24 protein-coding genes are annotated in these 24,354 nt (G+C 62.0%); 2 read left to right on the top strand and 22 right to left on the bottom strand.

The window, feature by feature from the left end:
* The 15 genes from J4E53_RS12810 to J4E53_RS12740 all read right to left on the bottom strand — a co-directional run.
* Positions 1 to 968: GTP 3',8-cyclase MoaA (locus J4E53_RS12810; protein ID WP_060741239.1), on the bottom strand; the 968-nt coding region annotated here is incomplete at its 3' end.
* A 156-nt stretch (positions 969 to 1,124) separates the two neighbouring features.
* The gene (locus J4E53_RS12805) at positions 1,125 to 1,763 is read right to left on the bottom strand and encodes a TetR/AcrR family transcriptional regulator (protein ID WP_060741238.1); all 639 of its coding nucleotides are present in this window, start codon (positions 1,761 to 1,763) and stop codon (positions 1,125 to 1,127) included.
* A gap of 385 nt (positions 1,764 to 2,148) precedes the next feature.
* On the bottom strand, positions 2,149 to 2,943 hold the full coding sequence (locus J4E53_RS12800; protein WP_103307986.1) for a TatD family hydrolase: 795 nt from the start codon (positions 2,941 to 2,943) through the stop codon (positions 2,149 to 2,151).
* 11 nt (positions 2,944 to 2,954) lie between these two features.
* On the bottom strand, positions 2,955 to 3,311 hold the full coding sequence (locus J4E53_RS12795) for a PilZ domain-containing protein (protein ID WP_060741236.1): 357 nt from the start codon (positions 3,309 to 3,311) through the stop codon (positions 2,955 to 2,957).
* A 49-nt stretch (positions 3,312 to 3,360) separates the two neighbouring features.
* Positions 3,361 to 4,347 carry a DNA polymerase III subunit delta' gene (locus tag J4E53_RS12790; RefSeq protein WP_103307987.1) on the bottom strand — a complete coding sequence of 329 codons (987 nt, stop codon included), beginning with the start codon at positions 4,345 to 4,347 and terminating at the stop codon, positions 3,361 to 3,363.
* On the bottom strand, positions 4,340 to 4,972 hold the full coding sequence (gene tmk, locus J4E53_RS12785; RefSeq protein WP_060743157.1) for a dTMP kinase: 633 nt from the start codon (positions 4,970 to 4,972) through the stop codon (positions 4,340 to 4,342). Before tmk ends, J4E53_RS12790 begins: the two co-directional genes overlap by 8 nt.
* Positions 4,973 to 4,992: 20 nt before the next feature.
* Positions 4,993 to 6,153: an endolytic transglycosylase MltG gene (gene mltG, locus J4E53_RS12780; protein ID WP_060741234.1), complete on the bottom strand. Its 1,161-nt coding sequence runs from the start codon at positions 6,151 to 6,153 to the stop codon at positions 4,993 to 4,995.
* Positions 6,154 to 6,156: 3 nt separating this feature from the next.
* On the bottom strand, positions 6,157 to 6,972 hold the full coding sequence (pabC, locus tag J4E53_RS12775; protein WP_103307988.1) for an aminodeoxychorismate lyase: 816 nt from the start codon (positions 6,970 to 6,972) through the stop codon (positions 6,157 to 6,159).
* Positions 6,972 to 8,216 carry a beta-ketoacyl-ACP synthase II gene (fabF, locus tag J4E53_RS12770; RefSeq protein ID WP_092255817.1) on the bottom strand — a complete coding sequence of 415 codons (1,245 nt, stop codon included), beginning with the start codon at positions 8,214 to 8,216 and terminating at the stop codon, positions 6,972 to 6,974. Before fabF ends, pabC begins: the two co-directional genes overlap by 1 nt.
* A gap of 108 nt (positions 8,217 to 8,324) precedes the next feature.
* Positions 8,325 to 8,561, bottom strand: coding sequence for an acyl carrier protein (gene acpP / locus J4E53_RS12765; RefSeq protein ID WP_003175607.1), 237 nt, complete (start codon positions 8,559 to 8,561; stop codon positions 8,325 to 8,327).
* Between the two features lie 191 nt (positions 8,562 to 8,752).
* On the bottom strand, positions 8,753 to 9,496 hold the full coding sequence (gene fabG / locus J4E53_RS12760; protein WP_060741231.1) for a 3-oxoacyl-ACP reductase FabG: 744 nt from the start codon (positions 9,494 to 9,496) through the stop codon (positions 8,753 to 8,755).
* A gap of 15 nt (positions 9,497 to 9,511) precedes the next feature.
* A complete protein-coding gene (gene fabD / locus J4E53_RS12755; RefSeq protein ID WP_103307989.1) occupies positions 9,512 to 10,450 on the bottom strand; it encodes an ACP S-malonyltransferase in 939 nt (312 codons plus the stop codon).
* A gap of 123 nt (positions 10,451 to 10,573) precedes the next feature.
* Positions 10,574 to 11,584, bottom strand: coding sequence for a phosphate acyltransferase PlsX (gene plsX / locus J4E53_RS12750; protein WP_072406324.1), 1,011 nt, complete (start codon positions 11,582 to 11,584; stop codon positions 10,574 to 10,576).
* Between the two features lie 4 nt (positions 11,585 to 11,588).
* On the bottom strand, positions 11,589 to 11,771 hold the full coding sequence (rpmF, locus tag J4E53_RS12745; RefSeq protein ID WP_003179396.1) for a 50S ribosomal protein L32: 183 nt from the start codon (positions 11,769 to 11,771) through the stop codon (positions 11,589 to 11,591).
* 13 nt (positions 11,772 to 11,784) lie between these two features.
* Positions 11,785 to 12,312, bottom strand: a complete 528-nt coding sequence (locus J4E53_RS12740) for a YceD family protein (protein WP_003204262.1) — start codon at positions 12,310 to 12,312, stop codon at positions 11,785 to 11,787.
* A gap of 105 nt (positions 12,313 to 12,417) precedes the next feature.
* On the opposite strand from J4E53_RS12740, the gene J4E53_RS12735 reads away from it, so the two are divergent.
* Positions 12,418 to 12,996, top strand: a complete 579-nt coding sequence (locus tag J4E53_RS12735) for a nucleoside triphosphate pyrophosphatase (protein ID WP_103307990.1) — start codon at positions 12,418 to 12,420, stop codon at positions 12,994 to 12,996.
* A gap of 148 nt (positions 12,997 to 13,144) precedes the next feature.
* On the opposite strand, the gene J4E53_RS12730 is transcribed toward J4E53_RS12735, so the two are convergent.
* From J4E53_RS12730 to rluC, 3 genes are read right to left on the bottom strand one after another with little or no spacing between them, the layout of a single operon-like run.
* The gene (locus tag J4E53_RS12730; RefSeq protein ID WP_103307991.1) at positions 13,145 to 14,134 is read right to left on the bottom strand and encodes a S49 family peptidase; all 990 of its coding nucleotides are present in this window, start codon (positions 14,132 to 14,134) and stop codon (positions 13,145 to 13,147) included.
* 20 nt (positions 14,135 to 14,154) lie between these two features.
* On the bottom strand, positions 14,155 to 14,817 hold the full coding sequence (locus tag J4E53_RS12725; protein ID WP_060741226.1) for an HAD-IA family hydrolase: 663 nt from the start codon (positions 14,815 to 14,817) through the stop codon (positions 14,155 to 14,157).
* Entirely contained in the window at positions 14,807 to 15,763 is a 957-nt protein-coding gene (gene rluC, locus J4E53_RS12720; RefSeq protein WP_060743156.1) for a 23S rRNA pseudouridine(955/2504/2580) synthase RluC, read from the bottom strand. Before rluC ends, J4E53_RS12725 begins: the two co-directional genes overlap by 11 nt.
* A gap of 708 nt (positions 15,764 to 16,471) precedes the next feature.
* Here rluC and rne point away from each other — a divergent pair.
* The gene (rne, locus tag J4E53_RS12715) at positions 16,472 to 19,666 is read left to right on the top strand and encodes a ribonuclease E (protein WP_103307992.1); all 3,195 of its coding nucleotides are present in this window, start codon (positions 16,472 to 16,474) and stop codon (positions 19,664 to 19,666) included.
* A 206-nt stretch (positions 19,667 to 19,872) separates the two neighbouring features.
* Here rne and J4E53_RS12710 read toward each other — a convergent pair whose 3' ends face one another.
* The 4 genes from J4E53_RS12710 to J4E53_RS12695 are packed head-to-tail and all read right to left on the bottom strand — an operon-like array spanning position 19,873 to position 24,237.
* Positions 19,873 to 20,463, bottom strand: a complete 591-nt coding sequence (locus J4E53_RS12710) for an NTP transferase domain-containing protein (protein ID WP_103307993.1) — start codon at positions 20,461 to 20,463, stop codon at positions 19,873 to 19,875.
* Positions 20,464 to 20,483: 20 nt separating this feature from the next.
* On the bottom strand, positions 20,484 to 21,455 hold the full coding sequence (locus J4E53_RS12705) for an XdhC family protein (protein ID WP_103307994.1): 972 nt from the start codon (positions 21,453 to 21,455) through the stop codon (positions 20,484 to 20,486).
* Complete coding sequence (locus tag J4E53_RS12700; protein WP_060741222.1) at positions 21,455 to 23,770, bottom strand: xanthine dehydrogenase family protein molybdopterin-binding subunit; 2,316 nt, start codon at positions 23,768 to 23,770, stop codon at positions 21,455 to 21,457. Before J4E53_RS12700 ends, J4E53_RS12705 begins: the two co-directional genes overlap by 1 nt.
* Positions 23,767 to 24,237 (bottom strand): (2Fe-2S)-binding protein, encoded by a 471-nt coding sequence (locus tag J4E53_RS12695; RefSeq protein WP_060741221.1) that lies wholly within the window; start codon positions 24,235 to 24,237, stop codon positions 23,767 to 23,769. The genes J4E53_RS12700 and J4E53_RS12695 overlap by 4 nt, the downstream gene beginning before the upstream one ends.
* Positions 24,238 to 24,354 lie beyond the last annotated feature (117 nt).

The raw sequence follows: 24,354 nt of genomic DNA, 5'->3' as shown, positions 1-24,354 counted from the left end.
CAGCCGCCGATGATCTTCATGATGGTCGCACCACCAGAGAACGCCACTTCCTGCTTATCTCCCAAGGCCTTGACCAGCAATCGCTGAAGAGCGGGCAACGCCTGGTGACGCGGCTTGTCCAGAAGATCGCCGACAAAGTGACGGTTACTGGAGGACAGGCAGCCATGCAACCACCCCGTAGAGGACAGCCGCAGGCGCGAGCAGGTCCGGCAGAAAGGCACGCTTTCATTGGCGATCACGCCGAAATGCCCCAACCCCGGGATTTCATAGCGCACCGCCGTGGCATCCACCGGCGCATCGGCTTGCAGGTATTCGTACTGATCGCCGATCAGGCTGAGCAGTTGCTGGAGGCTGACGAACTGCTGCAGGAAGGCGTTGGAATCGCTGGCCAGGTGGCCCATGCGCATCAACTCGATGAAACGCAACTCATAACCACGTTCCAGGCAGTATTCGAGCAACGGCATCACCTGGTCCAGGTTCTGTCCGCGCAACGGCACCATGTTGACCTTGATCTTCAACCCGGCGGCCCGGGCCTGTTCCATGCCGTCGAGCACGGTCGCCAGGTCACCGCCACGGGCGATACTGCGAAACGCAACGGGGTCCAGGGTGTCGAGGGAAACGTTGATGCGACGAATACCGGCGTCCACCAGCAAGGGCAGTTTTTTGGCCAGCAACTGGCCATTGGTGGTCAGGCTGATGTCTTCCAGGCCCATCTGCCCTACAGCCGTCATGAAACGCTCGAGCTTGGGGCTGACCAGCGGCTCGCCGCCCGTGATGCGCAGCCGCTCGATACCGGCGGCCTCGATCAAATAGGCCACGCCGCGTGCCATGGCATCGGCCGACAATTCATCCTGCGCAGCCACCAACCGCTTGCCATCAGGCACGCAATAGGTACAGGCGTAATTGCAGGCTGAGGTCAGGCTGATCCGCAAATTACGGAAACGCCTGCCTTGACGGTCAACGATCATGGATCACTCCGGCACAAGAAAAATCGGACTCGCGATAATTGACCTGAAAATCAAGATTTCGCAAGACCCAAGCCTGAGTATATTACTGGGGCACTGCGCCATGTAAGCGGACATGGCGCAATAAGGCAGCTGAATGTCTTGTTGCCTTGCGGCCAGTCAGTTGCTCGGGACGTCGGTGTCGCGCTTGCGCTTGTTGCCCATGCGCACGCCGATGTCCATCAGGAACTGGAAGAAACCTTCCTGGTCTTCCAGCACGTTGCTCCAGAACGGCGAGTGATACAGCGCCACCGCGCCATGCACCAACGCCCAGGCAGCGCAATAGTGGAAATAAGGCGGCACGTCCTCGAGCTTGCCCTCGCTGATCCGGCCCTTGATCAGCAGGGTCAGGCGTTCGAAGTTCGAGGCGCGGATCTTGTGCAGTTCCTCGACCATCTCCGGCACCTGGTTGCCCTTGACCACCTTCTCTTCCAGACGGTCGAACAAGCGGTAGCGCTGCGGGTCGCGCATGCGGAACTCGAAGTAGGCCCGGGACAGGGCCTCCTTGTCCTTGTCCACATCGGCCGAATGCAACAGCTCGTTCAAATCGCGCTCGTAGTCGAGCATCAGGCGCAGGTAGATCTCCGCCTTGGATTTGAAATGTTTATAAATCGTGCCTTTGCCGATACCCACGGCATCCGCAATCATCTCGACGGTGACACTGTCTTCACCCTGGTCGAGGAACAACTTGAGCGCGGTGTCGAGAATTTCCTGCTCGCGGCGGCGAAACTCACGGACCTTACGGGGTTCTTTGTGCATAAGAAAAAGGTCTGAAGGGTCAAAATTCGAAGCCGGGTATTATGCCTAACTTACGCAAAAATGCACGGATCATCCGTTCTCGGCCACTGTTCTTCACAAAACAGTACACACCCGGCTCGCCGTTTCCCGCGCCAATGCGCCGCACTGGCGAGCTTTGCCGACAGTGAGAACTTATCCGAAGCGAGCGTATTCCAAATTTGTTTAAAAACCGCCCCGGCCCGACTGGACGCGTTGGCATACTGATCAATACTTGAACTGTCGGCGCGACATCTCCCCCAAGTGACGCGCTGATAAAGGTACCAACGGACCGCGTGCCTTTGTTTTACTCCTAATGGTCTTAACCCGGATTCACCCCCCAGAACCCGGGTTTTTTTTTGCATGAAATTCAGGCATCCACCGAACGCACGTGAGCCAGCGGAAACAATTGCTTAAAGTTTTCCGTCGTCTGCTCGGCAAACCGTTCGTAGGACTCACCGCGCAACATCGCCAGAAATTCCGCCACTTCCCGTACGTATTGCGGAAGGTTCGGCTTGCCGCGATACGGAATCGGCGCCAGGTAAGGCGAGTCGGTTTCCACCAACAGCCGATCAGCCGGCACTTTGCTCGCAACGTCGCGCAAGGCATCGGCATTGCGGAACGTGACAATCCCGGACAAGGAAATGTAATAGCCCATGTCCAGGGCCGCCTTGGCCATGTCCCAGTCTTCGGTGAAGCAATGCAGCACACCGGCCTGGGGCAGCGCGGCGTCACGCAGCAAGGCCAGGGTGTCGGCCCGGGCGCCACGGGTGTGGATGATCACCGGCTTGCCGGTCTGCCGGGCGGCCTCCAGGTGCAGCCGGAACGAGGCTTGCTGCACGTCGGCGGCTTCTGGCTCGTAGTGATAGTCCAGGCCGGTTTCGCCAATGGCGACCACCCGCGGATGATCGAGCTCACGCAACAGCCAATCGAGCGCCGGCGCGGCGTCGGGCTGGACATCCAGTGGATGGATACCGACCGAACAGTCGACATCGGCATACCGCTCGGCCAAGGCCTTGACGTCGGCGGCGTTGTCGGCGCTGACGCCGATGCACAGGAAGTGCCCCACACCCCGGCCACGGGCCGCGTCCAGCGCAGCATCCAGGGAGCCGCCATGGGCAGCGAGGTCGAGACGGTCAAGGTGACAATGGGAGTCTACAAGCATAAAAGGCCAGGCTACATCGTATGGGTGGGACGGTCGGACTTCAGGGAGCCGGCCAGGTGGGTTTCGATCTGATTGCGGGCCGAATTGTCGCCGTCGTTGAACTGCACGCCTACGCCGGCGGCCCGATTGCCCTGGGCGCCCTTGGGGGTCAGCCAGATCACCTTGCCGGCGACCGGAATTTTCTCCGCCTCGTCCATCAGGCTCAAGAGCATGAACACTTCATCGCCCAAGCGATAATGCTTGTTGGTCGGAATGAACAGGCCGCCGTTCTTGATGAAGGGCATGTAGGCGGCGTAAAGCACCGACTTGTCCTTGATGGTCAGGGACAGGATGCCGTTGCGTGGGCCGGGACTGACAGGTTCGTTCATGCTGATCTCCGCTGCGGTTGAGCTGAGTTTAGTAGCTGGGCCGTCTCTGTCAGTTTCGACCAGGCAAACTCGCCCACTGCACCAGCAGCGCCTCGAGCAACAGCACCCGATTGAGGTTCGCCTTGCTCAGCACCTTCTGCCGTTGGGCAAGAATCCAGTCCTGGATGTTCAAGATTTTATCCTGGCTGCTTTTTTGCGCCAGGTACTGGATCACCTTGCGCATGTCCGCCAGCCCCAGGCCCGCCTCGTCTTCGGTCAACTGGTAACGCAGGATCAGGCTCGACCAGTCGCAGAACCAGTCAAACAGCAGGAGTAGCGGGATGGCGTTCCAACCCTCAGCCAATTGCGTGGGGGATTGCTGCTGCTTGAGCAGTTTCTTCACCCCATCCACCACCAGGGCCCGCTGTTCACGCACGCCTTGGGCCTGAAGGCTGACAGCCGCCAGGGGCGAGCCGGCCGCGAGGGTCAGCAACTCGATACGTTCTTCATCGGTGTTCTCAGGCAAGGCCTTGGCCAGCCATTGCAAGCTCATCGCTTCGCTCGGCAACGGACAGGCCTGTTGCACGCAGCGACTCTTGATGGTCGGCAACAAGCGACTCGGCTGGTGGCTGACCAGCAGCAGCACGGTATCGCCGGAGGGCTCTTCGAGGCTCTTGAGCAAGGCGTTGGCAGCGTTGATGTTCATCGACTCGACCGGCTCGATCAGCACCACTTTGCGCCCGCCCATCTGCGAGGTCTGAACCACGAAGCTGACCAGGTCCCGGACCTGGTCGACCTTGATCGCCTTGTCCGCCTCTTCCGGTTCCAGCACGTAATTGTCAGGATGGCTGCCGGCCTTGAGCAGCAGGCAGGACTTGCATTCACCACAGGCGTTCGAAGCACCCGGACGCAGGCACAGCAGGCTGGCCATCAGGCGTTCGGCCAGTGCCCGCTTGCCGATGCCGACCGGGCCGTGCAGCAGATAGGCGTGGGCATGCTGGGCACGACCGGCCAGTTGCTGCCAGAGACCGTCTTGCCAGGGATAGGCTTCAGCCACGGACACGCTCCAGCAAACGTGGCAACAAGCCGTCCAGGGATTGCTGGACCTGGGTCAGCGGCTGCGCGGCATCGATCAGCAGGTAACGCGCCGGATCGGCCTTGGCGCGCCCCAGGAAGGCGTTGCGCACGGCATTGAAGAAATCCTGGCCCTCGAGCTCGAAACGATCCAGCCGGCCACGGGCGCTGGCGCGGGCCAGGCCAATTTCCACTGGCAAGTCGAACACCAGGGTAAGGTCCGGTCGCAGGTCACCCTGGACGAAGGTTTCCAGCGCGGCGATGCGCTCCACGGACAAGCCCCGGCCGCCGCCCTGGTAGGCGTAGGTCGAATCGGTAAAACGATCGCAGAGCACCACGGCGCCACGGGCCAGCGCCGGGCGAATCACCTCGGCCAGATGCTGCGCCCGGGCAGCGAACACCAGCAGCAGCTCAGTGTCAGGGTTCATGACCTCTTCAAGGGGGGCCAGCAGTACCTCGCGAATGCGCTCGGCCAGCGGCGTGCCGCCCGGCTCACGGGTCAATACCACCTCGATGCCGGCGGCCCGCAGGCGTTCGGCCAAGTATTCGCGGTTGGTGCTCTTGCCGGCGCCTTCCGGGCCTTCCAGCGTTATAAACAAGCCAGTCACGGGGCGATCCTTAATCAAAGTCATTGCGGGCTCGGTGGCTCGCTGGCGTCCGGTTCGGGGGCCGGTACCTGTGGCGGCACCTGGGGCACTGCTTCGGGGGCCGTATCGGGCGATGCCGCCGGAATCGGCGCCTGTTCGCCCGGCGTTGCCGGGGCCGGGCTGGAGCGGTAGTCGGCACGGCGCTTGAGCTGGAACTCGCGCACGGCGTTGTTGTGCGACTCCAGGTCATCGGAAAACACGTGGCTGCCATCGCCCCGTGCGACAAAGTAAAGGCTGTTGCCCGGCGCCGGGTTCAACGCGGCATGAATCGCTTCGCGTCCCACCATCGCGATCGGCGTCGGCGGCAAGCCCGGGATCAGGTAGGTGTTATAAGGGTTTTCTTCTTTCAAATGGGCGCGGGTGAGTTTGCCGGTGTAACGCTCGCCCAGGCCGTAGATCACCGTGGGATCGGTCTGCAGCAGCATGCCCAGGCGCATGCGCCGTACGAAGACGCCGGCAATCTGCCCGCGCTCTTGGGGCACACCGGTTTCCTTCTCCACCAGGGACGCCATGATCAGCGCCTGGTACGGCAAGGTGTAAGGCACATCGGCGGAACGCTGTGCCCACTCTTTGGCGAGCACGTCTTCCAAGCGGTCGTAGGCTTTCTTCAGCAGGTCGACATCCGAGGTACCGCGCACGAAGCGATAGGTGTCCGGGAAGAACCGCCCCTCGGGAAATACGCCCGAATGACCGAGACGGTCCATGACCTGGCTGTCGCTCAGGTCGGTGAGGGTCTGCTGGAGCTTTTCATCCTTGGCCAGCGCGGCGCGCACCTGGCGGAAATTCCAGCCTTCCACCAGCGTCACGCTGTATTGCACCACTTCGCCGCGCTTCCAGACGGCGATCAGGCCTTCCATGGTCATGCCTGGCACCATACGGTACTCGCCGGAGTGCAACGGCTGGTCGGCAAGATTGAAGCGCCAATAGATCCGCAGCCAGAAAGCGTCCCTGATCAAGCCATCGGCTTCGAGGCGCTTGAGGGTTCCGGTCGGGGTGGTCCCGTTGGGCACGTCCAGCAATTCTTCCTGGGTGATGTTCAGCGGCTGTTGCAGCGCCGAATGAATCTTCCAGGCCGAAGCGCCCAACAACAGCCCTGCCAGGACCAGTCCGGTCTCCAGCAGCAGCAAGAATTTACGTCTCACGAATCAAACATCCAATAGCGCACGGGCAAGGGTCTGCAGTTTACGGGTGAGCGGGCCAACCGACCAGCGCGCCGAACCGCATCCGCGCACTGGCCACACGCCATAAACGCTATTACAGACGAAGACTTCATCGGCCTGGTGCAGTTGTTCGAGGCTGATGTCGCTGATTTGCGTGACGATGCCTTGGGACTTGGCTTGAAACAATAATTCGGCGCGCATCACGCCAGCCACACCGCAACGGCTCAGGTCCGCCGTGAACAAGACGCCATCGCGCACCAGGAAGAGGTTGCTGAACACACCTTCGATCACCCGTCCGGACGCGTCCAGCATCAAGCCTTCAGCGTACTGCGCATCGCGCCATTCGGCACGGGCCAGCACTTGCTCCAGGCGGTTGAGGTGCTTGAGCCCGGCGAGCAAGGGCTGCTCGGACAAACGCACGGTGCAGGGAAACAGAAGAATGCCTTGGTCGCCATGGACGGCGGGATAGGCGGCCGCCGGACTGCCTTGCAGGATACGCCTGGCCGGCGTCGAGGGATCAGCGGCATAACCGCGCAGGCTGTCGCCACGGGTCACGATCAACTTCAGCACGCCGTCGCCCAGGCCGCGGGCGTAAACGTCCAGCTCTGCGCTCAACGCGCTCATGTCGATGTTGAGCGCCAACCGCTGGCAACCTGCTTCCAGGCGCTGCAGGTGACGCTCCAGCAACAGCAGGTTGCCACCGCGCACGGCGATGGTCTCGAACAACCCATCCCCGTAAGCCAGGCCGCGATCTTTCAGCGACAGGACGTCGGCTGGCTGACCGTCGACCCAGCTTTCCATCAACCGGCGAACCGGCGGAACACCAGCGAACCGTTGGTCCCGCCAAAGCCGAAGGAGTTGGACAGCACCACATCGATGTCCATGCCGCGGGCAGTGTGCGGCACGAAGTCCAGGTCGCAGCCGTCGTCCGGCTCATCGAGGTTGATGGTCGGCGGCGCCGTCTGGCTGTTGATCGCCAGTACGCTGAAGATCGCTTCCACCGCTCCAGCCGCACCCAGCAGGTGACCGGTCATGGACTTGGTCGAACTGACCGCCAGCTTGTAGGCGTGCTCGCCGAACACGGTCTTGATCGCCTGGGCTTCGGCCAGGTCGCCGGCCGGTGTGGAAGTACCGTGGGCGTTGATGTATTGCACCTGCTCGCCGTTGATTTTCGCGTCACGCAAGGCATTGGCGATGCAACGGGCCGCACCGGCGCCATCGGCCGGTGGCGAGGTCATGTGGTACGCGTCGCCACTGGTGCCGAAGCCGATCAGTTCGGCGTAGATGGTCGCGCCGCGCGCCTTGGCGTGTTCCAGCTCCTCGAGCACCAGCGCACCGGCACCGTCGGACAGTACGAAGCCATCGCGGCCCTTGTCCCATGGCCGGCTCGCGCGGGCGGGCTCGTCGTTGCGGGTCGACAGCGCACGGGACGCGCCGAAACCGCCCATGCCAAGACCGCAAGCGGCCATTTCAGCGCCACCGGCGATCATCACGTCCGCTTCGTCGTACATGATGTTGCGCGCGGCCATGCCGATGCAGTGGGTACCGGTGGTGCACGCCGTGGCGATGGCGTAGTTGGGCCCCTGGGCACCCAGGTGGATGGACAGGAAACCGGAAATCATGTTGATGATCGAGCCCGGCACGAAGAACGGAGAAATCCGTCGCGGTCCCGAATCGTGCAGCGTGCGGCTGGTTTCTTCGATATTGGTCAAGCCGCCAATACCCGACCCCATGGCCACGCCGATGCGTTCACGGTTGGCGTCGGTGACTTCCAGGCCAGCGTTACGCACTGCCTGGAAACCGGCTGCCAGGCCGTACTGAATGAACAGGTCGAGCTTGCGGGCTTCCTTGACCGACAGGTATTCCTCGACATTGAAGCCCTTTACCGAGCCGCCAAAACGGGTGGAATAGGCAGAAAGGTCGGTGTGTTCGATCAGACCAATGCCACTGCGGCCAGCCAGAATGCCCTGCCAACTGCTCGGCACATCCGTGCCCAGTGGCGACAACATACCCATACCGGTGACTACGACGCGTCTACGCGACACAGCACTCTCCTTTTTCTAATGACGACTTTGCATCAGGCCTAAAGAAAAAACCGCACGCCGTGACGGCAGTGCGGTTTTTCCATGACAGCTAGCGACGACTGAATACGATTACGCCTGGTGGCTGGTAACGTAGTCGATAGCAGCTTGTACAGTAGTGATCTTCTCAGCTTCTTCGTCAGGAATCTCGGTCTCGAATTCCTCTTCCAGAGCCATCACCAGCTCAACGGTGTCAAGGGAGTCGGCACCCAGGTCTTCTACGAAGGAAGCGGTGTTCACAACTTCTTCTTCTTTAACGCCCAGTTGCTCGGCAACGATTTTCTTGACGCGCTCTTCGATGGTGCTCATACCTTGTTTTCACTCCTAATGGACAAATTCAGGCAGCTGGCCGGTGGGTAAGTGTATAGAAGAACTTTTCGGTTTTTCAACCGAAAGCTTCACTCCTCAAACCCTGCGGCCCGCCGTCTATAAATTGATTGCAGCTTTATAACGGATTTTAGACAGCTCGTATGACATTTTTTTGAAGCAATCCGTCACATTTAACTCATGTACATCCCGCCGTTCACCGGGATTGTAGCCCCGGTCACGTATGCCGCACCGTCCGACGCAAGAAAAGCGACCACGGACGCGATTTCTTGAGCTTGCCCCAGACGACCCAGCGGAATCTGTGTCAGCAACGCTTCACGCTGTGCTTCCGGCAGTTCACGGGTCATGTCGGTGTCGATGAAACCCGGTGCAACCGAGTTTACCGTAATCGAGCGCGAACCCACTTCACGCGCCAGCGCACGGCTGAAACCTTCCAGACCGGCTTTAGCCGCAGCATAGTTTACTTGGCCTGCGTTGCCCATGGCACCCACAACCGAGCCAATGCTGATAATTCGACCCCAGCGAGCCTTGGTCATGCCACGCAGAACGCCCTTGGACAGCCGGTACAGACTGTTCAGGTTGGTGTCGACGACGTCGAACCATTCGTCATCTTTCATGCGCATCATCAGGTTATCGCGGGTGATACCGGCATTATTGACCAGGATCGCCGGTGCGCCGAACTGCTCCTGAATGCTTGCCAGCACCGCCGCAACGGATTCGTCGCTGGTGACGTTCAGCTCGAGGCCGGTGCCCTGGATGTCGTTTTCCTTCAGGGTCGCGGCGATACGCTCGGCGCCCGAAGCGGAAGTCGCGGTGCCGATGACGATGGCGCCTTGACGACCCAGCTCCAGGGCGATGGCCTGGCCGATGCCACGGCTTGCACCGGTCACCAGTGCAACTTTACCTTGCAGACTCATGCAAGTTTCTCCTGTTCAGGCCTGCGCTGCACGGGCGGCAGCGAAGGCATCTGGGGTATTGAGGTTGGAAGTCGATACGCCTTCGGCGCAGCGTTTGTTCAGGCCCGCCAGCACTTTGCCAGGACCGCACTCGACCAGTTCGGTCGCGCCCTTGGCTGCCAGGGTCTGCACCGATTCGACCCAGCGAACCGGCTTGTAGAGTTGTTCCAGCAGATCGCGCTTCAAGGTCTCGAGATCAGGCGCCACGTTGGCGCTGACATTCTGCACCACGGGAATCTGCGGGGCCTGCCAGTCGATGGCAGCGATGGACTCGGCAAAGCGCTCGGCGGCCGGACGCATCAGCTCACAGTGCGACGGCACGCTGACCGGCAGTGGCATGGCGCGCTTGGCACCACGGGCCTTGCAGCCCTCGATGGCACGCTCGACAGCCGCCTTGGCACCGGCGATGACCACCTGGCCCGGGGAATTGAAGTTCACCGCGCTGACCACTTCGCCTTGCGCCGCCTCGGCACAGGCCGCCAGTACATCGGCGTCTTCCAGGCCGAGGATCGCGGCCATGCCGCCCTGCCCGGCCGGAACGGCTTCCTGCATCAACTGGCCACGACGCTCCACCAGTTTCACCGCGGCGCCCAGGCTCAGGCTGCCAGCGGCCACGAGGGCGCTGTATTCGCCCAGGCTGTGACCGGCGACGAATGCCGGGCGCGCGCCACCTTCAGCCAGCCACAGGCGCCACAAGGCGATCGAGGCGGTGAGGATGGCCGGCTGGGTTTTATCGGTTTGATTGAGCCGCTCTTCCGGCCCTTGCTGGGTCAGTGCCCACAAGTCATAGCCGAGCGCATTGGAAGCTTCTTTGAATGTTTCGAGGATCAGCGGGTATTGCGCGCCCAGCTCGGCCAGCATGCCGAGGGACTGCGAGCCCTGCCCTGGAAAGACGAATGCGAGGGAAGCAGACATGAAAACAAAGCCCCTAATGATCTTGTCGTCAAAAATTGACGCCCCTGGGGGCGCTAGCAAACTGAAAGTTGGATGGCGGGTTGAACCGACCGGTCACATTTAAGCATTGTCGGACGAAAACGCCTAAGTTAACAAATCCTCGAGGCGACCGTGCAAGCGCTCCGGCAGGTTCTCCTGGATCTCGATCACCGCTCGGTTGATCGCACTTTGGAAACCCTGCACACCCGCCGACCCGTGACTCTTGATCACGATACCTTGCAACCCGAGGAAACTCGCACCGTTGTGCCGCGCCGGCGCCAGGTCCGCCTGCAAGCGACGCATCAACGGCAGCGCCAGGGCGCCGACCACCCGCGAAGCGAGGCTTTGCCTGAACAAGGTCTCGATGCGCTGGCCGATCATGGTCGCCAGCCCCTCGCTGGACTTGAGCAGGATATTGCCCACGAAACCGTCACAGACCACCACATCGGCCTCGCCACGGTACAGACCATCGCCTTCGACGAAACCGATGTAGTTGATGCCCCGCGCCGCCTGCAACAACGTGGCCGCCAGCTTGACCTGCTGGTTGCCCTTGATGTCTTCGGTGCCGATGTTCAGCAACGCCACGCGAGGACGCACAATGCCCAGGGTTTCAGCCGCGACCGAGCCCATCACCGCAAACTGCAGCAGATGCTCGGCACTGCAATCGACGTTCGCCCCCAGGTCGAGCAACTGACAGAAGCCACGCTGGGTCGGGATCGCCGCCACCATCGCGGGCCGGTCGATACCCGGCAAGGTCTTGAGCACATAGCGTGACAGCGCCATCAGCGCACCGGTATTGCCCGCGCTGACACAAGCCTGGACCTTGCCATCACGCAGCAGCTCAAGGGCCACCCGCATCGAGGCGTCAGGCTTGCCGCGCAGGGCCTGGGCCGGCTTTTCGTCCATGGTGATGATTTCGGACGCCGGGACAATCGTCAGGCGCGCGCGATCCACAGCCGATTGGCCGCTGAGCATGTCTTCCAGGAGGGGGGATTGACCGACGAGGGTCAGGTGCAGCGAGGGTGTAGCATTCAGACAAGCAAGGCTGGCCTGAACAATGCTGCGGGGACCGAAGTCCCCGCCCATTGCGTCAATCGCGATGACTTGAGCGGACAAGTGATTACTCGTCGGCGCCCTTGTCGATCACTTTACGGCCACGGTATACGCCTTCTGGCGATACGTGGTGACGCAGGTGAACTTCACCGGTGGTCTTTTCTACGGACAGGGTGCTAGCCTCGAGAGCGTCGTGCGAACGGCGCATGTCACGGGCAGAGCGGGATTTTTTGTTCTGCTGAACAGCCATAATTGATTAACTCCTAAACGTTTGGGTCACGCTTTAACTGCGCCAATACACTGAACGGGTTGGACCGCGTTACCTCGTCCTCGCTCGGTTCGGGCTCATCTGCTCCCGCCGGCTGCTGGCATTCTTCCGGATGATGAGCAGGCACAATGGGCAAGGCGAGCAGAAGCTCCTCCTCGATCAGTGACTGCAGATCCAATGGATCTTCGCCCAGTTCCAGCACGTCATAACCTTTCGGCAACGACTGGGTATTCGCACCCTCCTTCACCACGGCGTAACTGCATTCGCTGTGGATCGGCAGGGTGACCAGCTCAAGACAACGCTGGCAAACCATTTTGACTTCAGTGTCGATAAAGCTGTGGATAACCACAGATTTACGTTCATCTCGTTCAAAAACGAATTTGGCCTGGACCGTACCGACATCGTCGGAAAGCGGGTCGCAGAGTCTCTTCAAATCGGCCAGCAGCAGTTCACCTTGAAGGGTGGTGCCACGGTCAGCCAATTTGCGCGGGTCAACGTGAGGTGGAATCGGGTCATTCAACATAGGCGCAGCATTATAGGGATGCCCCCGGCCATGTCAAAGGAAATTCAGCCCTGTCCGTCACTTGCGTGCCTCGCTAGAATTCGTCCCCGACTCCTGGAGATGCCCATGCTGCCTTTATTACTTGCCTCAAGCTCGGTCTATCGCCGGGAATTGCTCGCCCGCCTGGGACTGCCGTTCGTCTGCCACTCACCCGATATCGACGAAAGCCATCGGCCCGGCGAACCCGCCCTCGAACTGGTCAAACGCCTGGCCCGGGAAAAAGCCCTGGCATTGGCCCAAAGCTATCCAGGGCACCTGATCATCGGCTCAGACCAGGTCGCCGTGCTCGGCGAGCGCATCCTGGGCAAGCCTCACACCTTCGAGAACGCGCGTGAACAGCTGTTGGCCGCCAGCGGCGCCAAGGTCACGTTCCTGACCGGCCTGGCGCTGCTCAACAGCCAGACAGGCGCCTGCCAGGTCGATTGCGTTGCATTTACAGTCAATATGCGCACCCTGGATCCAGAGCGCGTCGAACGCTACCTGCGCGCCGAGCAACCCTACGATTGCGCCGGCAGCTTCAAGGCCGAAGGGCTGGGTGTAAGCCTGTTCCAGAGCACCGAAGGACCGGACGCCACCAGCCTGGTCGGGCTGCCGCTGATTCGCCTTGTGGACATGTTGCTGGCCGAGGGTGTGCAAACCCCCTGAAGCCTGGGCCTGCATACCTGTGTGACGAGGGCGCTCGCTCCCGCTCGGTTGCGAAGCGACCGCAACAAAAGGGACTGCTGCGCAGCCCAGCGGGAGCAAGCTCCCTCGCCACAAGGATCGGTACGATCTTTCAGAGCAGCGCTGGCAATCAGCGCAACGCCGGCCCCTGGAACCCCATCCACATCGCCAGACGCTCGGCGATGCTGGCGCCCAGTTTTTTCGAGAAACGGTCGAGCGGCGACTCCTCAATGGTGAAATCCACCAACTCTTTCTCGCCAATCACGTCCCGAGCCACCGAACTGGCGCTGCCCAAGCCATCGATCAAGCCCAGCGGCAACGCCTGCTCGCCCGACCAGACCAGCCCGGAGAAGAGCTCCGGGTGCTCCTTGTCTTTCAGGCGCTCGCCCCGCCCCTTCTTGACGCTGGCGATGAACTGCTTATGGGTAGTGTCGAGCACGCCCTGCCAGAACGCCGTTTCCTCAGGCTTTTGCGGCTGGAACGGATCGAGGAAGGATTTGTGCTCGCCCGCGGTATAGACCCGGCGCTCCACCCCAAGCTTGTCCAGCGTCTGGACGAAGCCATAACCCGCCGCCGTCACGCCAATGGAGCCCACCAGGCTGGCCTTGTCGGCATAGATCTGGTCCGCCGCACTGGCGATGTAATAGGCACCCGAGGCACCAAGGTCGGAAATCACCGCGTAGACCTTGATATCCGGATGCGCCGCGCGCAAGCGGACGATTTCGTCATAGACGTAGCCGGCCTGCACCGGGCTACCACCCGGACTGTTGATGCGCAGCACCACGCCCTTGACCTTCGAATCTTCGAACGCGGCCCGTAGACTGCCGATAATATTGTCCGCACTGGCCGCCTCTTTGTCGGCAATCATGCCTTCGATGTCGATGACCGCCGTATAGGCCGAACCACCTCCCGGACTCTTCTTGCCATCAACCGCCTGGAAGATCATCGCCAAGCCGAAAAACAGATAGATGAAGACCAGGCATTTGAAGAAGATCCCCCAGCGCCGCGCACGACGCTGCTCCTCCACCCCGGCCAACAGGGTCTTTTCCAGCAGCTTCCAGCTTTTTTCGTCACCGTTGTCAGCGCTCGCCTTGGCCGGTGCCTTCCATTCATCGGTCATACATGCATCCTCAACAGACTTTAATCGGCGCGCTGGCTCAGCCAGGCGTGCAATTCAGGAAAATGATCAATCGCCAGTCGCGGCTCGAACACCTTGAGTGCCTCGATGGACTGCGCACCATAGCTGACAGCCACCGAACCCATGCCGGCATTGCGCGCCATCTGCAGGTCGAACGAGGAATCCCCCACCATCAACGCCTGCGCAGGCAGCACCCCACAATGAGCCAGTATCTGCTCGAGCATCAGCGGATGCGGCTTGCTGGCCGTCTCATCGGCGGCACGGGTGATATCGAAATAATCGTCCCAACCATGGGCCTTCAATACCCGATCCAACCCACGACGAGCCTTGCCGGTCGCGACCGCCAAGCGATAACCCTCGCCCTTCAAGGTTTCAAGGGTATGAACCACGCCCTCGAACAACGGCGAAGGCTCGGCCTCCAGCGCAATGTAGTGATCGGCATAGTGCTGGCGAAAAACCACCAGTTCATCGTCGTCGATCTCCGGGTACAAACTGCGAATCGCTTCCGGCAACCCCAAGCCGATGATGCCCTTCACCGCAAAATCGTCGCACCGGGCAAAACCCGAGCGATCCGATGCGACATGCATCGACTCCACGATCCGACCGATGGAATTGGCAAGAGTGCCGTCCCAATCGAATATCAGCAATTTGTAATCAGGATGCACTCAGCCGCTCCACGGTCTTGGCCCACATGTCATCCACCGGGGCCTGCAATTTCAGCTCGCCACCATCGGGCAACGGCACGGTGAGCATATAGGCATGGAGAAACAGGCGCTTGCCGCCCAGGTCGCGGATTTCCTTGGTGAAGTCGTCATCGCCGTATTTGCTGTCACCGGCAATGCAGTGGCCGGCGTGCAGGGTATGGACGCGGATCTGGTGCGTGCGCCCGGTCACCGGCTTGGCCTCGACCAAGGTGGCGAAGTCGTCGAAACGGCGCAAGACCTTGAACACCGTCAGCGCCTCCTTGCCCTCCTCGTTGACCTCGACCATGCGCTCGCCGGAACGCAGGTTGCTCTTGAGCAGCGGCGCACGAACTTGCTTGATGGAGGTTTCCCAGCGACCACGCACCAGCGCCATGTAGCGCTTGTCGACGCCGTCGCCACGCAACTGCTCATGCAGATGGCGCAACATGCTGCGTTTCTTGGCGATCATCAGCAGGCCGGAGGTGTCGCGGTCGAGGCGATGGACCAGTTCCAGCTCCTTGGCGTCCGGACGCAACTGACGAAAGGCTTCGATCACTCCGAAATTCAGGCCGCTGCCGCCGTGAACCGCAATGCCCGCGGGCTTGTTGATCACGATCAGGGCCTTGTCTTCGTAGACGATCGAGGCTTCAAGGCGTTGCAGCAATCCCTGGGCCAAGGGCACCGGCTCATCGCGCTCGGGCACGCGAACCGGCGGCACGCGCACGATGTCACCGGCCTGGAGCTTGTATTCGGGCTTGATCCGACCTTTGTTCACCCGCACTTCGCCTTTGCGCAAAATGCGGTAGATCAAGGTCTTGGGCACGCCTTTGAGCCGGGCCAGCAGGAAATTATCGATTCGTTGGCCGGCATATTCCGGCGAGACCTCGAGCAGTTGAACGCCAGGGGTCGAAGGGGCAGTAGTTGTCATGGCGGCGATCATAACAATTTTTTATGGAATTGAAGCACTTAATCATTGCTGCTATAGTCGCGAACGCCGCCAAAAGTGGCTGGACAGTGGACCAGCGGTCAAAAACCGGCCCTGACCAACGCAATTCACGAGGACGAGAGGCCGTCCTACGGGGCTTTCGCTACGTAACGGTAGAGTTTTCAGGTGTAACGAGCGCAGGTGACATGAGGCCTGAAATACGCCGCAAAGCAGAGTTTTGACTCGCCTTGCGCGCCACATTCACGGCCAGTTCACAAAGTGCAGTCAGCTGCGAACGACCCCGAGCGAGAGCTTCGGAAACAACGCCTAAATTAGCCATGATGCGTGACCTCCCCTTCCGGAGCTCACGGTAAATGCCAACCCGCTGCGGATTCTGCGCGCGGCAGCACCCGAATTATCAGGGATACGTGTAGGGTGGAGACGTACAACCGTCGGACTGTGTAGCACTAGGCTTATATTCAGACGCTTCATCTCGTCCACAGACGCCGGTTGATTCCTCCTCCTGACTGAGTGCTTGAGTACCAGCAAGCAGGACGCGTCCGTCGCGACTTCGCCATCATTGGGCCGAACTCGCTGGACACTGGAATGGCCTCGCCATCGCCAGGACGCACCTGACACCGACCGTGAGAAGTCGTGTGTGCCGAACGCCGTTTCCGGCAGCCCGGAAACCGACGGTACTACATGAAAAGAATGTTGATTAACGCAACTCAACCCGAAGAGTTGCGTGTTGCACTGGTAGACGGCCAGCGCCTCTACGACCTGGATATCGAATCCGGTGCACGCGAGCAGAAGAAGGCCAACATCTATAAAGGCCGGATTACTCGCATCGAACCGAGCCTTGAGGCTGCCTTTGTCGATTTCGGCTCCGAGCGCCACGGCTTCCTGCCCCTCAAAGAAATCTCCCGCGAATACTTCAAGAAGGCCCCTGAAGGCCGCGTCAACATCAAGGACGTCCTGAGCGAAGGCCAGGAAGTCATCGTCCAGGTCGAAAAAGAAGAACGTGGCAACAAGGGCGCCGCCCTGACCACCTTCATCAGCCTGGCCGGCCGTTACCTGGTCCTGATGCCGAACAACCCGCGTGCCGGCGGCATCTCCCGCCGCATCGAAGGCGAAGAGCGCAACGAACTGCGTGAAGCCCTCAACGGCCTGGTCGCGCCAGCCGACATGGGCCTGATCGTGCGCACTGCCGGCCTGGGCCGCAGCAGCGAAGAAATGCAGTGGGACCTCGACTACCTGCTGCAACTGTGGACCGCCATCAAAGAAGCCTCGCTGGATCGTTCCGCGCCGTTCCTGATCTACCAGGAAAGCAACGTGATCATCCGCGCCATCCGCGATTACCTGCGCCAGGACATCGGCGAAGTGCTGATCGACAGCGTCGAAGCCCAGGACGAAGCCCTGACCTTCATTCGCCAGGTGATGCCGCAGTACGCCAGCAAGATCAAGCTCTACGAAGACAGCGTTCCGCTGTTCAACCGTTTCCAGATCGAAAGCCAGATCGAGACCGCCTTCCAGCGCGTCGTCGAACTGCCGTCCGGCGGCTCCATCGTCATCGACCCGACCGAAGCCCTGGTGTCCATCGACATCAACTCGGCCCGCGCCACCAAAGGCAGCGACATCGAAGAAACCGCCCTGCAGACCAACCTTGAAGCCGCCGAGGAAATCGCCCGTCAGTTGCGCCTGCGCGACATCGGCGGCCTGATCGTCATCGACTTCATCGACATGACCCCGGCCAAGAACCAGCGCGCCGTGGAAGAAAAGGTCCGTGAATGCCTGGAAGCCGACCGCGCCCGCGTACAGGTCGGTCGCATCTCGCGCTTCGGCCTGCTGGAAATGTCCCGTCAGCGCCTGCGTCCGTCCCTGGGCGAAAGCAGCGGCATCGTTTGCCCGCGTTGCAATGGCACCGGCATCATCCGTGACGTCGAGTCGCTGTCCCTGGCGATCCTGCGCCTGATCGAAGAAGAAGCCCTGAAAGACCGCACCGCCGAAGTTCGCGCCCAGGTGCCGATCCCGGTGGCTGCGTTCCTGCTCAACGAAAAACGCAACTCGATCACCAAGATCGAACTGCGCACCCGCGCCCGCATCGTCATCCTGCCGAACGATCACCTCGAGACGCCGCACTTCGAAGTGCAGCGCCTGCGCGATGACAGCCCGGAAGCCCACACCAACCAGTCCAGCTACGAAATCGCTGCTGCCGCTGCCGAAGTGGAAGAAGTCCAGCCGGCCGCCGCCACTCGCACCCTGGTTCGCCAGGAAGCCGCAGTCAAGACTGCTCCGGCCCGCGCCAACGCTCCGGTTCCGACCGAAGTGGCCGCTCCGGTTGCCGCCCCGGCCGCAGCCCCCGAACCAAGCCTGTTCAAAGGCCTGGTGAAGTCGCTGGTCAGCCTGTTCGCCACCAAGGAAGAACCCGTTACCCCGGCCGTCGTCGCCAAGCCTGCCGCTACCGAGCGCCCTGCCCGCAACGAAGAACGCCGCAACGGTCGCCAGCAGACCCGCAACCGCAACGGTCGTCGCGATGAAGAGCGCAAGCCTCGCGAAGAACGCGCACCGCGTGAAGAACGTGCGCCACGTGAACCGCGTGAAGAACGCCAGCCGCGCGAAGCCCGTGAGGAAGCGCCAGTCGTAGCCCGCGAAGAACGCGCACCGCGTCCGCCCCGTGAAGAGCGCCAGCCACGCGCACCGCGTGAAGACCGCAAGCCACGTGGCGAGCGTGAAGAACGTGTTCGTGAACTGCGCGAGCCACTGGATGCCGCCCCGGCCGTGGCTGCCGCCACCACTGAAGAGCGTCCAGCCCGCCAGCCTCGTGAAGAACGCGCACCGCGTCCTCCACGTGAAGAACGCCAGCCACGCGCCGAGCAGGCAGCCGCCGCTGCCAGCGAAGAAGAAGTGCTGAACGCCGAAGAGCAGTTGCAGGAAGATGGCCAGGACACCGCCGAAGGCGATCGTCCACGCCGCCGCTCCCGTGGCCAGCGTCGTCGCAGCAACCGTCGTGAACGTCAGCGCGACGCCAACGGCAACGTGATCGAAGGTTCGGAAGAGTCCGAGTCCACCGAGAACGCCGAAGCGCCAAGCGCCGCGGACCTGGCCGCCGGCCTGGCCGTGACTGCGGCCGTTGCCAGCAGCGCGATCAGCGCCCCGGCTGAAGCCCAGGCTCACGAACAAGCCGAACGTGCCACCGCTGCGGTGGAAAGCGCGCCGGTTGAAGCGCCGTTGGTCGAGGCCACTACCCCGGTAGAAGCCACCGCCTCGCCAGAAGTGGAACTCGCACCGGCCCCTGACGCCCAGCCTGAAGCTGAAGTCGTCGCCGAGCCAGCACCGGTCGTCGAGGCTCCAGTCGTTGCTGCCGAACCGGTCGTCGAAGCACCGGCCGAGGAAAAGGCACCAGAGCCTGTCCGCGAAGAGCAGACTGCGTTCAACTGGACCGCCGAGCCAGCCGCACCGGCACCTGTTGCCGAGCCTGAGCCGGCACCTGAGCCGGCACCAGAGCCTGTGAAAGCGGTCGAGCCAGAAGTGGTCGAGCCTGCTCCAGTGGTCGAGGCGCCGGTGGTTGCCGAAGCCCCTGCCCCGGTGGAAGAGCCTGCACCTGCCAGCGCCCTGACCGCGAATGGCCGTGCCCCGAACGATCCGCGTGAAGTGCGTCGTCGCAAGCGTGAAGCCGAGCGTCTGCAGAAGGAAGCCGAACAAGCCGCCGTCGCCGCCGCTCAAGCGCCTGCTGCCGAGCCTGCGCCAGTCGTGGAAGAAGTCGCCGAGGCAGCCCCTGCCCCGGCCGCCGAAACCCCGGTTGAATCGGCTCCGACGTTCGACGAGCCTCAGCACACCGCTGAAGAAATCGCGCCGCGTCACACTGAAGCCCTGGAAAAAGAGCACGAGCCTAAACCTCACGCCTGATTCCACCGCCCAGTAAAAAGCCCCGCCTGGTAACCCCAGGCGGGGCTTTTTTATGCCTTCAGACTTATCCACAGGGGACTGGGACCGGACAAAAATCCAATGTGGGAGCGAGCTTGCTCGCGATAGCGCCGGGTCAGCTTGCATCAATACTGAAGTCAGACCGCTTTCGCGAGCAAGCTCGCTCCTACAGGGTTCTGCGTCGCCTGTTATTTGAAGGCCAGTGCCTCTGGCACATCCACATCCCACGTCACGCCAGGGTCATCCACCGGCACTTCGACCACCTGCGCCCCGGCAAACAATACCTTAGCGCCGCGATCACCGGTCAGCGCCATCAGTTTCGGCCCAAACCCACGACCAAACCCCACCGGATGCCCGTACTCACCGGCCAGGACCGGCACGCTGATGCCGTCCGCGCGAATCCCCGCTACCGCCTGCTCGATGCTCGACGGCAGGATGAAGGGCATGTCCCCCAGCACCATCAGCCAGCCATCCAGCTCAGGGCAGGCCTGGACACCGGCGGCAATGCTGTCGCCCAGGCCGGGGGAGTCCAGCTCCACGACATCGCAGCCATAGGCCTGGGCCATGCGAATGGCTTGCGGTCGATCCTTGCGCGTCACCAGCACGCGCTTTTCCAGGGAGGCTGGCAGATTCACCAGCACCTGCTCGATCACCGAGCGCACGGCACCGTCACGCCCGGTGCAATCGGCAAGCAATTTATCCTTGTCGGGGCCTGCAATCTGGCGAAAACGGCTGCCCGTTCCGGCCGCCAGGATGACCACGCCAATCGACTCGCTCATACGCCCTCCTTATCCACGGCTTACAGCGGTTTTTTCTGCCGCAGTTCCACGCCATTCTTGATGGCCACGATTTCGGCCAACAGCGACAAGGCGATTTCCGCCGGGGTATGGCTGCCGATGTGCAAGCCGATCGGTCCATGCAAGCGGTCAATCGCCTCCGCAGACAAGCCTAGCTGAGCCAGGTTGTCCCGGCGTTTCTGGCTGTTGACCCGCGAACCCAGGGCGCCGACATAAAAAGCCTTGGAGTCCAGGGCCGTGAGCAGCGCCATGTCATCCAGGCGTGGATCATGGGTCAGCGCCACAATGGCCGTGCGCTCGTCGGTCTGGATGCTCAACACGGCTTCGTCGGGCATCCCCGAGACGAAGCGCCCATGCTGCTCTTCCCAACCATAGACGAACTCCTTGCGCGGATCGCAGATCAGCACTTCGAAATCCAGTAGCCGGGCCATTTCCGCCACGTAGCGCGACAATTGCCCGGCACCGATCAGCAGCAACCGCCAACGCGGGCCGTAAATGGCCCGCAACACCTGCCCATCGAACATCAGGGCGTCGGTCTTGCTGGCCGGGGTCAGGACCACGTTGCCACTGGTCAGCGTCAGCTCACGGGCGACGATTTCATGGGCTTCGCAGCGCTCCAATAACGCTGCGACCCACTGCGGATCGCCCACCCGCTCTTCGGTCAGGCGCAGGGTCCCGCCGCACGGCAGGCCAAAGCGCGCCGCTTCTTCTCGGGTGACGCCATAGGTGATCAGTTGCACCGGCGGACCGTCCGCCGGAATACGGCCGTCGTGCAGCCGGGCGATCAGGTCATCCTCGACACAACCGCCCGACACCGAACCGATCACCACGCCATCTTCGCGCAGGGCCAGCATCGCCCCCGGCGGTCTTGGCGCAGTGCCCCAGGTCTGGACCACAGTGAACAACACCACCCGCTGCCCGGCGCGGCGCCACTCGAGCACGCTGCGCAGGACATTCAGATCGACGCTGTCCATCAGGCCTTGGCCTGTTGCCAGCCTTGCAGCTGATAGCGCACAGGCAGGTTACGGATACGCTGGCCGGTGGCGGCGAAAATCGCGTTGCACAGGGCCGGCGCAATCGGCGGCACGCCCGGCTCGCCAACCCCACCCAACGGCACCTCACCCGGAGGCGTGACCAGGTGCACGGCCACTTCCTTGGGCGCCAGGGACATGCGCGCCACTTCGTACATATGGAAATTGTCCTGCTGTACCTTGCCATCCTTGAAACTGATTTCACCCACCATGGCATTGCCCAGGCCCATGACGCAGGCACCTTCGAATTGCGAGCGGATGCGTTCGGGGTTGATCTGTGGGCCGCAGTCCACGGCAATGTCCGCCTTGTGCACGATCACCGTGCCATCGTCCTTGACCTCCACCTCGAGCACCGCCGCCACGTAGGTGACGAAGCTGTAGTGCACCGCCAGCCCCAGGCCACGGCCCTTGGGCAGTTCCCGGCCCCAACCGGCGGCCTTCGCGGCGGTTTCCAGCACCGTGCGGATCCGCGCCGTATCAATCGGGTAACGCTCGGGGGATTCGCCGTAATTCCATTCTTCGCTCAAGGTACGCGGATCGATCTTACGGTCCGGCCCGAGCAATTTGACCTGGTACTTCAGCGGATCCTGGCCGGCTTTGTGGGCCAGTTCGTCAATGAAGCTCTGGATTGCGAAGCCGTGAGGAATGTTCGACACCGAGCGATACCAACCCACCCGGGCATGGGCCACCGCCTCGGGGTTCTCCAGGCGCAGGTTGGGAATGGCGTAGGCCATGTTGGTCACGCCCATGCCTATTTCGAACGGTGCCTCGTGAGTCATGCCCGGTGCGAACAGTGCGGTGATGCTCGGGGCTACGGTGCGGTGCAGCCAACCGGACGGCATACCGTCCTGGTTCAGGCCGGCCTTGAGGTATTCGGCCGATACGGTGTGGAAATACGAGTGATGAATGTCGTCCTCGCGGGTCCATTGCACCCGTACTGCCTGGCCGGGAAACTCCTTGGCGAGGACCGCCGCCTCGACGACAAAGTCGGGTTTCGACTTGCGTCCGAAACCGCCGCCCAGCAACGTGATGTTCACCGTGACCTTCTCGAAAGGAATGCCCAGGCGTTCGGCGACACGTTCACGGGTCACCTGCGGCGCCTGGCTCGGCGCCCAGGCCTCGCATTGGCCGTCCTTGAACCGGGCGACGGCAACCATCGGCTCCATGGGGGACTGGGACAGGTGCGGCAAGTAATACGACGCCTCCAACGTCGAATCAGCCTTGGCCAGCGCATCGTCGAGGTCACCGCTGCTGCGCACGACTTTTCCCGGCTTGAGGGCGGCCGCTTCCAGTTCCTTGCGATAGGCAATGGAGTCATAACCGGCATTCGGGCCGTCGTCCCACTGGATTTTCAGCGCCTCGCGGCCCTTGATCGCCGCCCAGGTGTTCTTCGCTACTACCGCTACGCCGCCCAACGGCTGGAACTCCGAGGGCAGCGGGCGCCCCTCTATCTGAACCACCTTGACCACGCCCGGTACCTTCAGCGCCGCGCTGCTGTCCACGCTCTTGACCTTGCCGCCATAGACCGGCGGACGCGCGATGACCGCATAGAGCATGCCGTCGAAATGCACATCGGCACCAAACACCGCACGACCGTTGACGATGTCCGCGCCATCGATGGCCCGGCTCGCTTCCTTGCCGATGTAGCGGAACTCCGATGGCTGCTTGAGACGCAAGCTGTCGCGGGCCGGCACCGCCAAGGCACTGGCGGCGGCAGCCAATTCGCCATAGCCCAGTTCGCGCCCCGAAGGCTGGTGCAGCACTTTGTGCAGTTGGGCATGGCATTCACCCACCGGGACCTTCCACTGGGCGGCAGCGGCCAGTTCCAGCATGGTCCGGGCGGCAGCCCCGCAACGGCGCATCGGCTCGTACCAGTGGCGCATGCTGCGCGAACCGTCGGTATCCTGGTTGCCGAAACGCGCCTCATCGGCCGGCGCCTGCTTGACCTTGACGAGCGCCCAGTCAGCGTCCAGTTCGTCGGCGACCACCATGCTCAGGCTGGTGCGCACGCCCTGGCCCATTTCCGAACGGTTGCAAATCACCGTCACGCTGCCATCGCTGGCAATGCTGACGTACACCTTCGGGTCGTCGACCGCGCCATGGGGCATGCCCTCGGCGCCGAATTTCTTTTCCTCGGCAAAGGCATCCGGCAGACCCCACGTCGCCGCCAGCACCAGCACGCCGGTGGCGCTCGCCCCCTTGAGGAAACCACGGCGGCTGAGGTTGCTCAGCATGAAATCATCGGGCAAGCGGCTCATGCCTTGGCCTCCTTCAGGTGAGTGGAAGCCTGGCGGATCGCGGTCTTGATCCGGTTGTACGTGCCGCAACGGCAGATGTTGCCGACCATGGCTTCTTCGATCTGCTCATCGCTCGGGTTGGGGTTGGTCTTGAGCAACGCGGTGGCGGACATGATCTGACCGCCCTGGCAGTAACCACACTGAGCCACCGCCGTGTCGAGCCAGGCCTTCTGGACGATTTGCCCGACCGGGTCGGCATGAAGGCCGTCGATGGTGCTGACGTCCTGCCCTTTCACCGAGCCGATTGGCGTGATGCAACTGCGCGCCGGGGCGCCGTCGATGTGGATGGTGCAGGCGCCACACAGGCCCAGGCCGCAGCCGAACTTGGTGCCGTTGTAACCGGCTACATCCCGGATAGCCCACAGCAGCGGCATGTCCTCGGTCACATCCAGTTGATGGTCTTTTCCATTGAGTTTCAGGGTAATCATGGGCACGCCCGCACAATATTCGAGTGATGGGGTCGAGCAATCTGCCGCTTGGGTAACAGGTCGGTTGTCGCAGACTGGCTCAGGCTGATCGGGCTCTCTTATGCAGGCGCACACAGG

The organism is Pseudomonas sp. FW305-28, assembly GCF_017351395.1.
Classification (GTDB): domain Bacteria; phylum Pseudomonadota; class Gammaproteobacteria; order Pseudomonadales; family Pseudomonadaceae; genus Aquipseudomonas; species Aquipseudomonas fluorescens_AA.
This window is presented reverse-complemented; position numbering and strand designations above follow the sequence as displayed.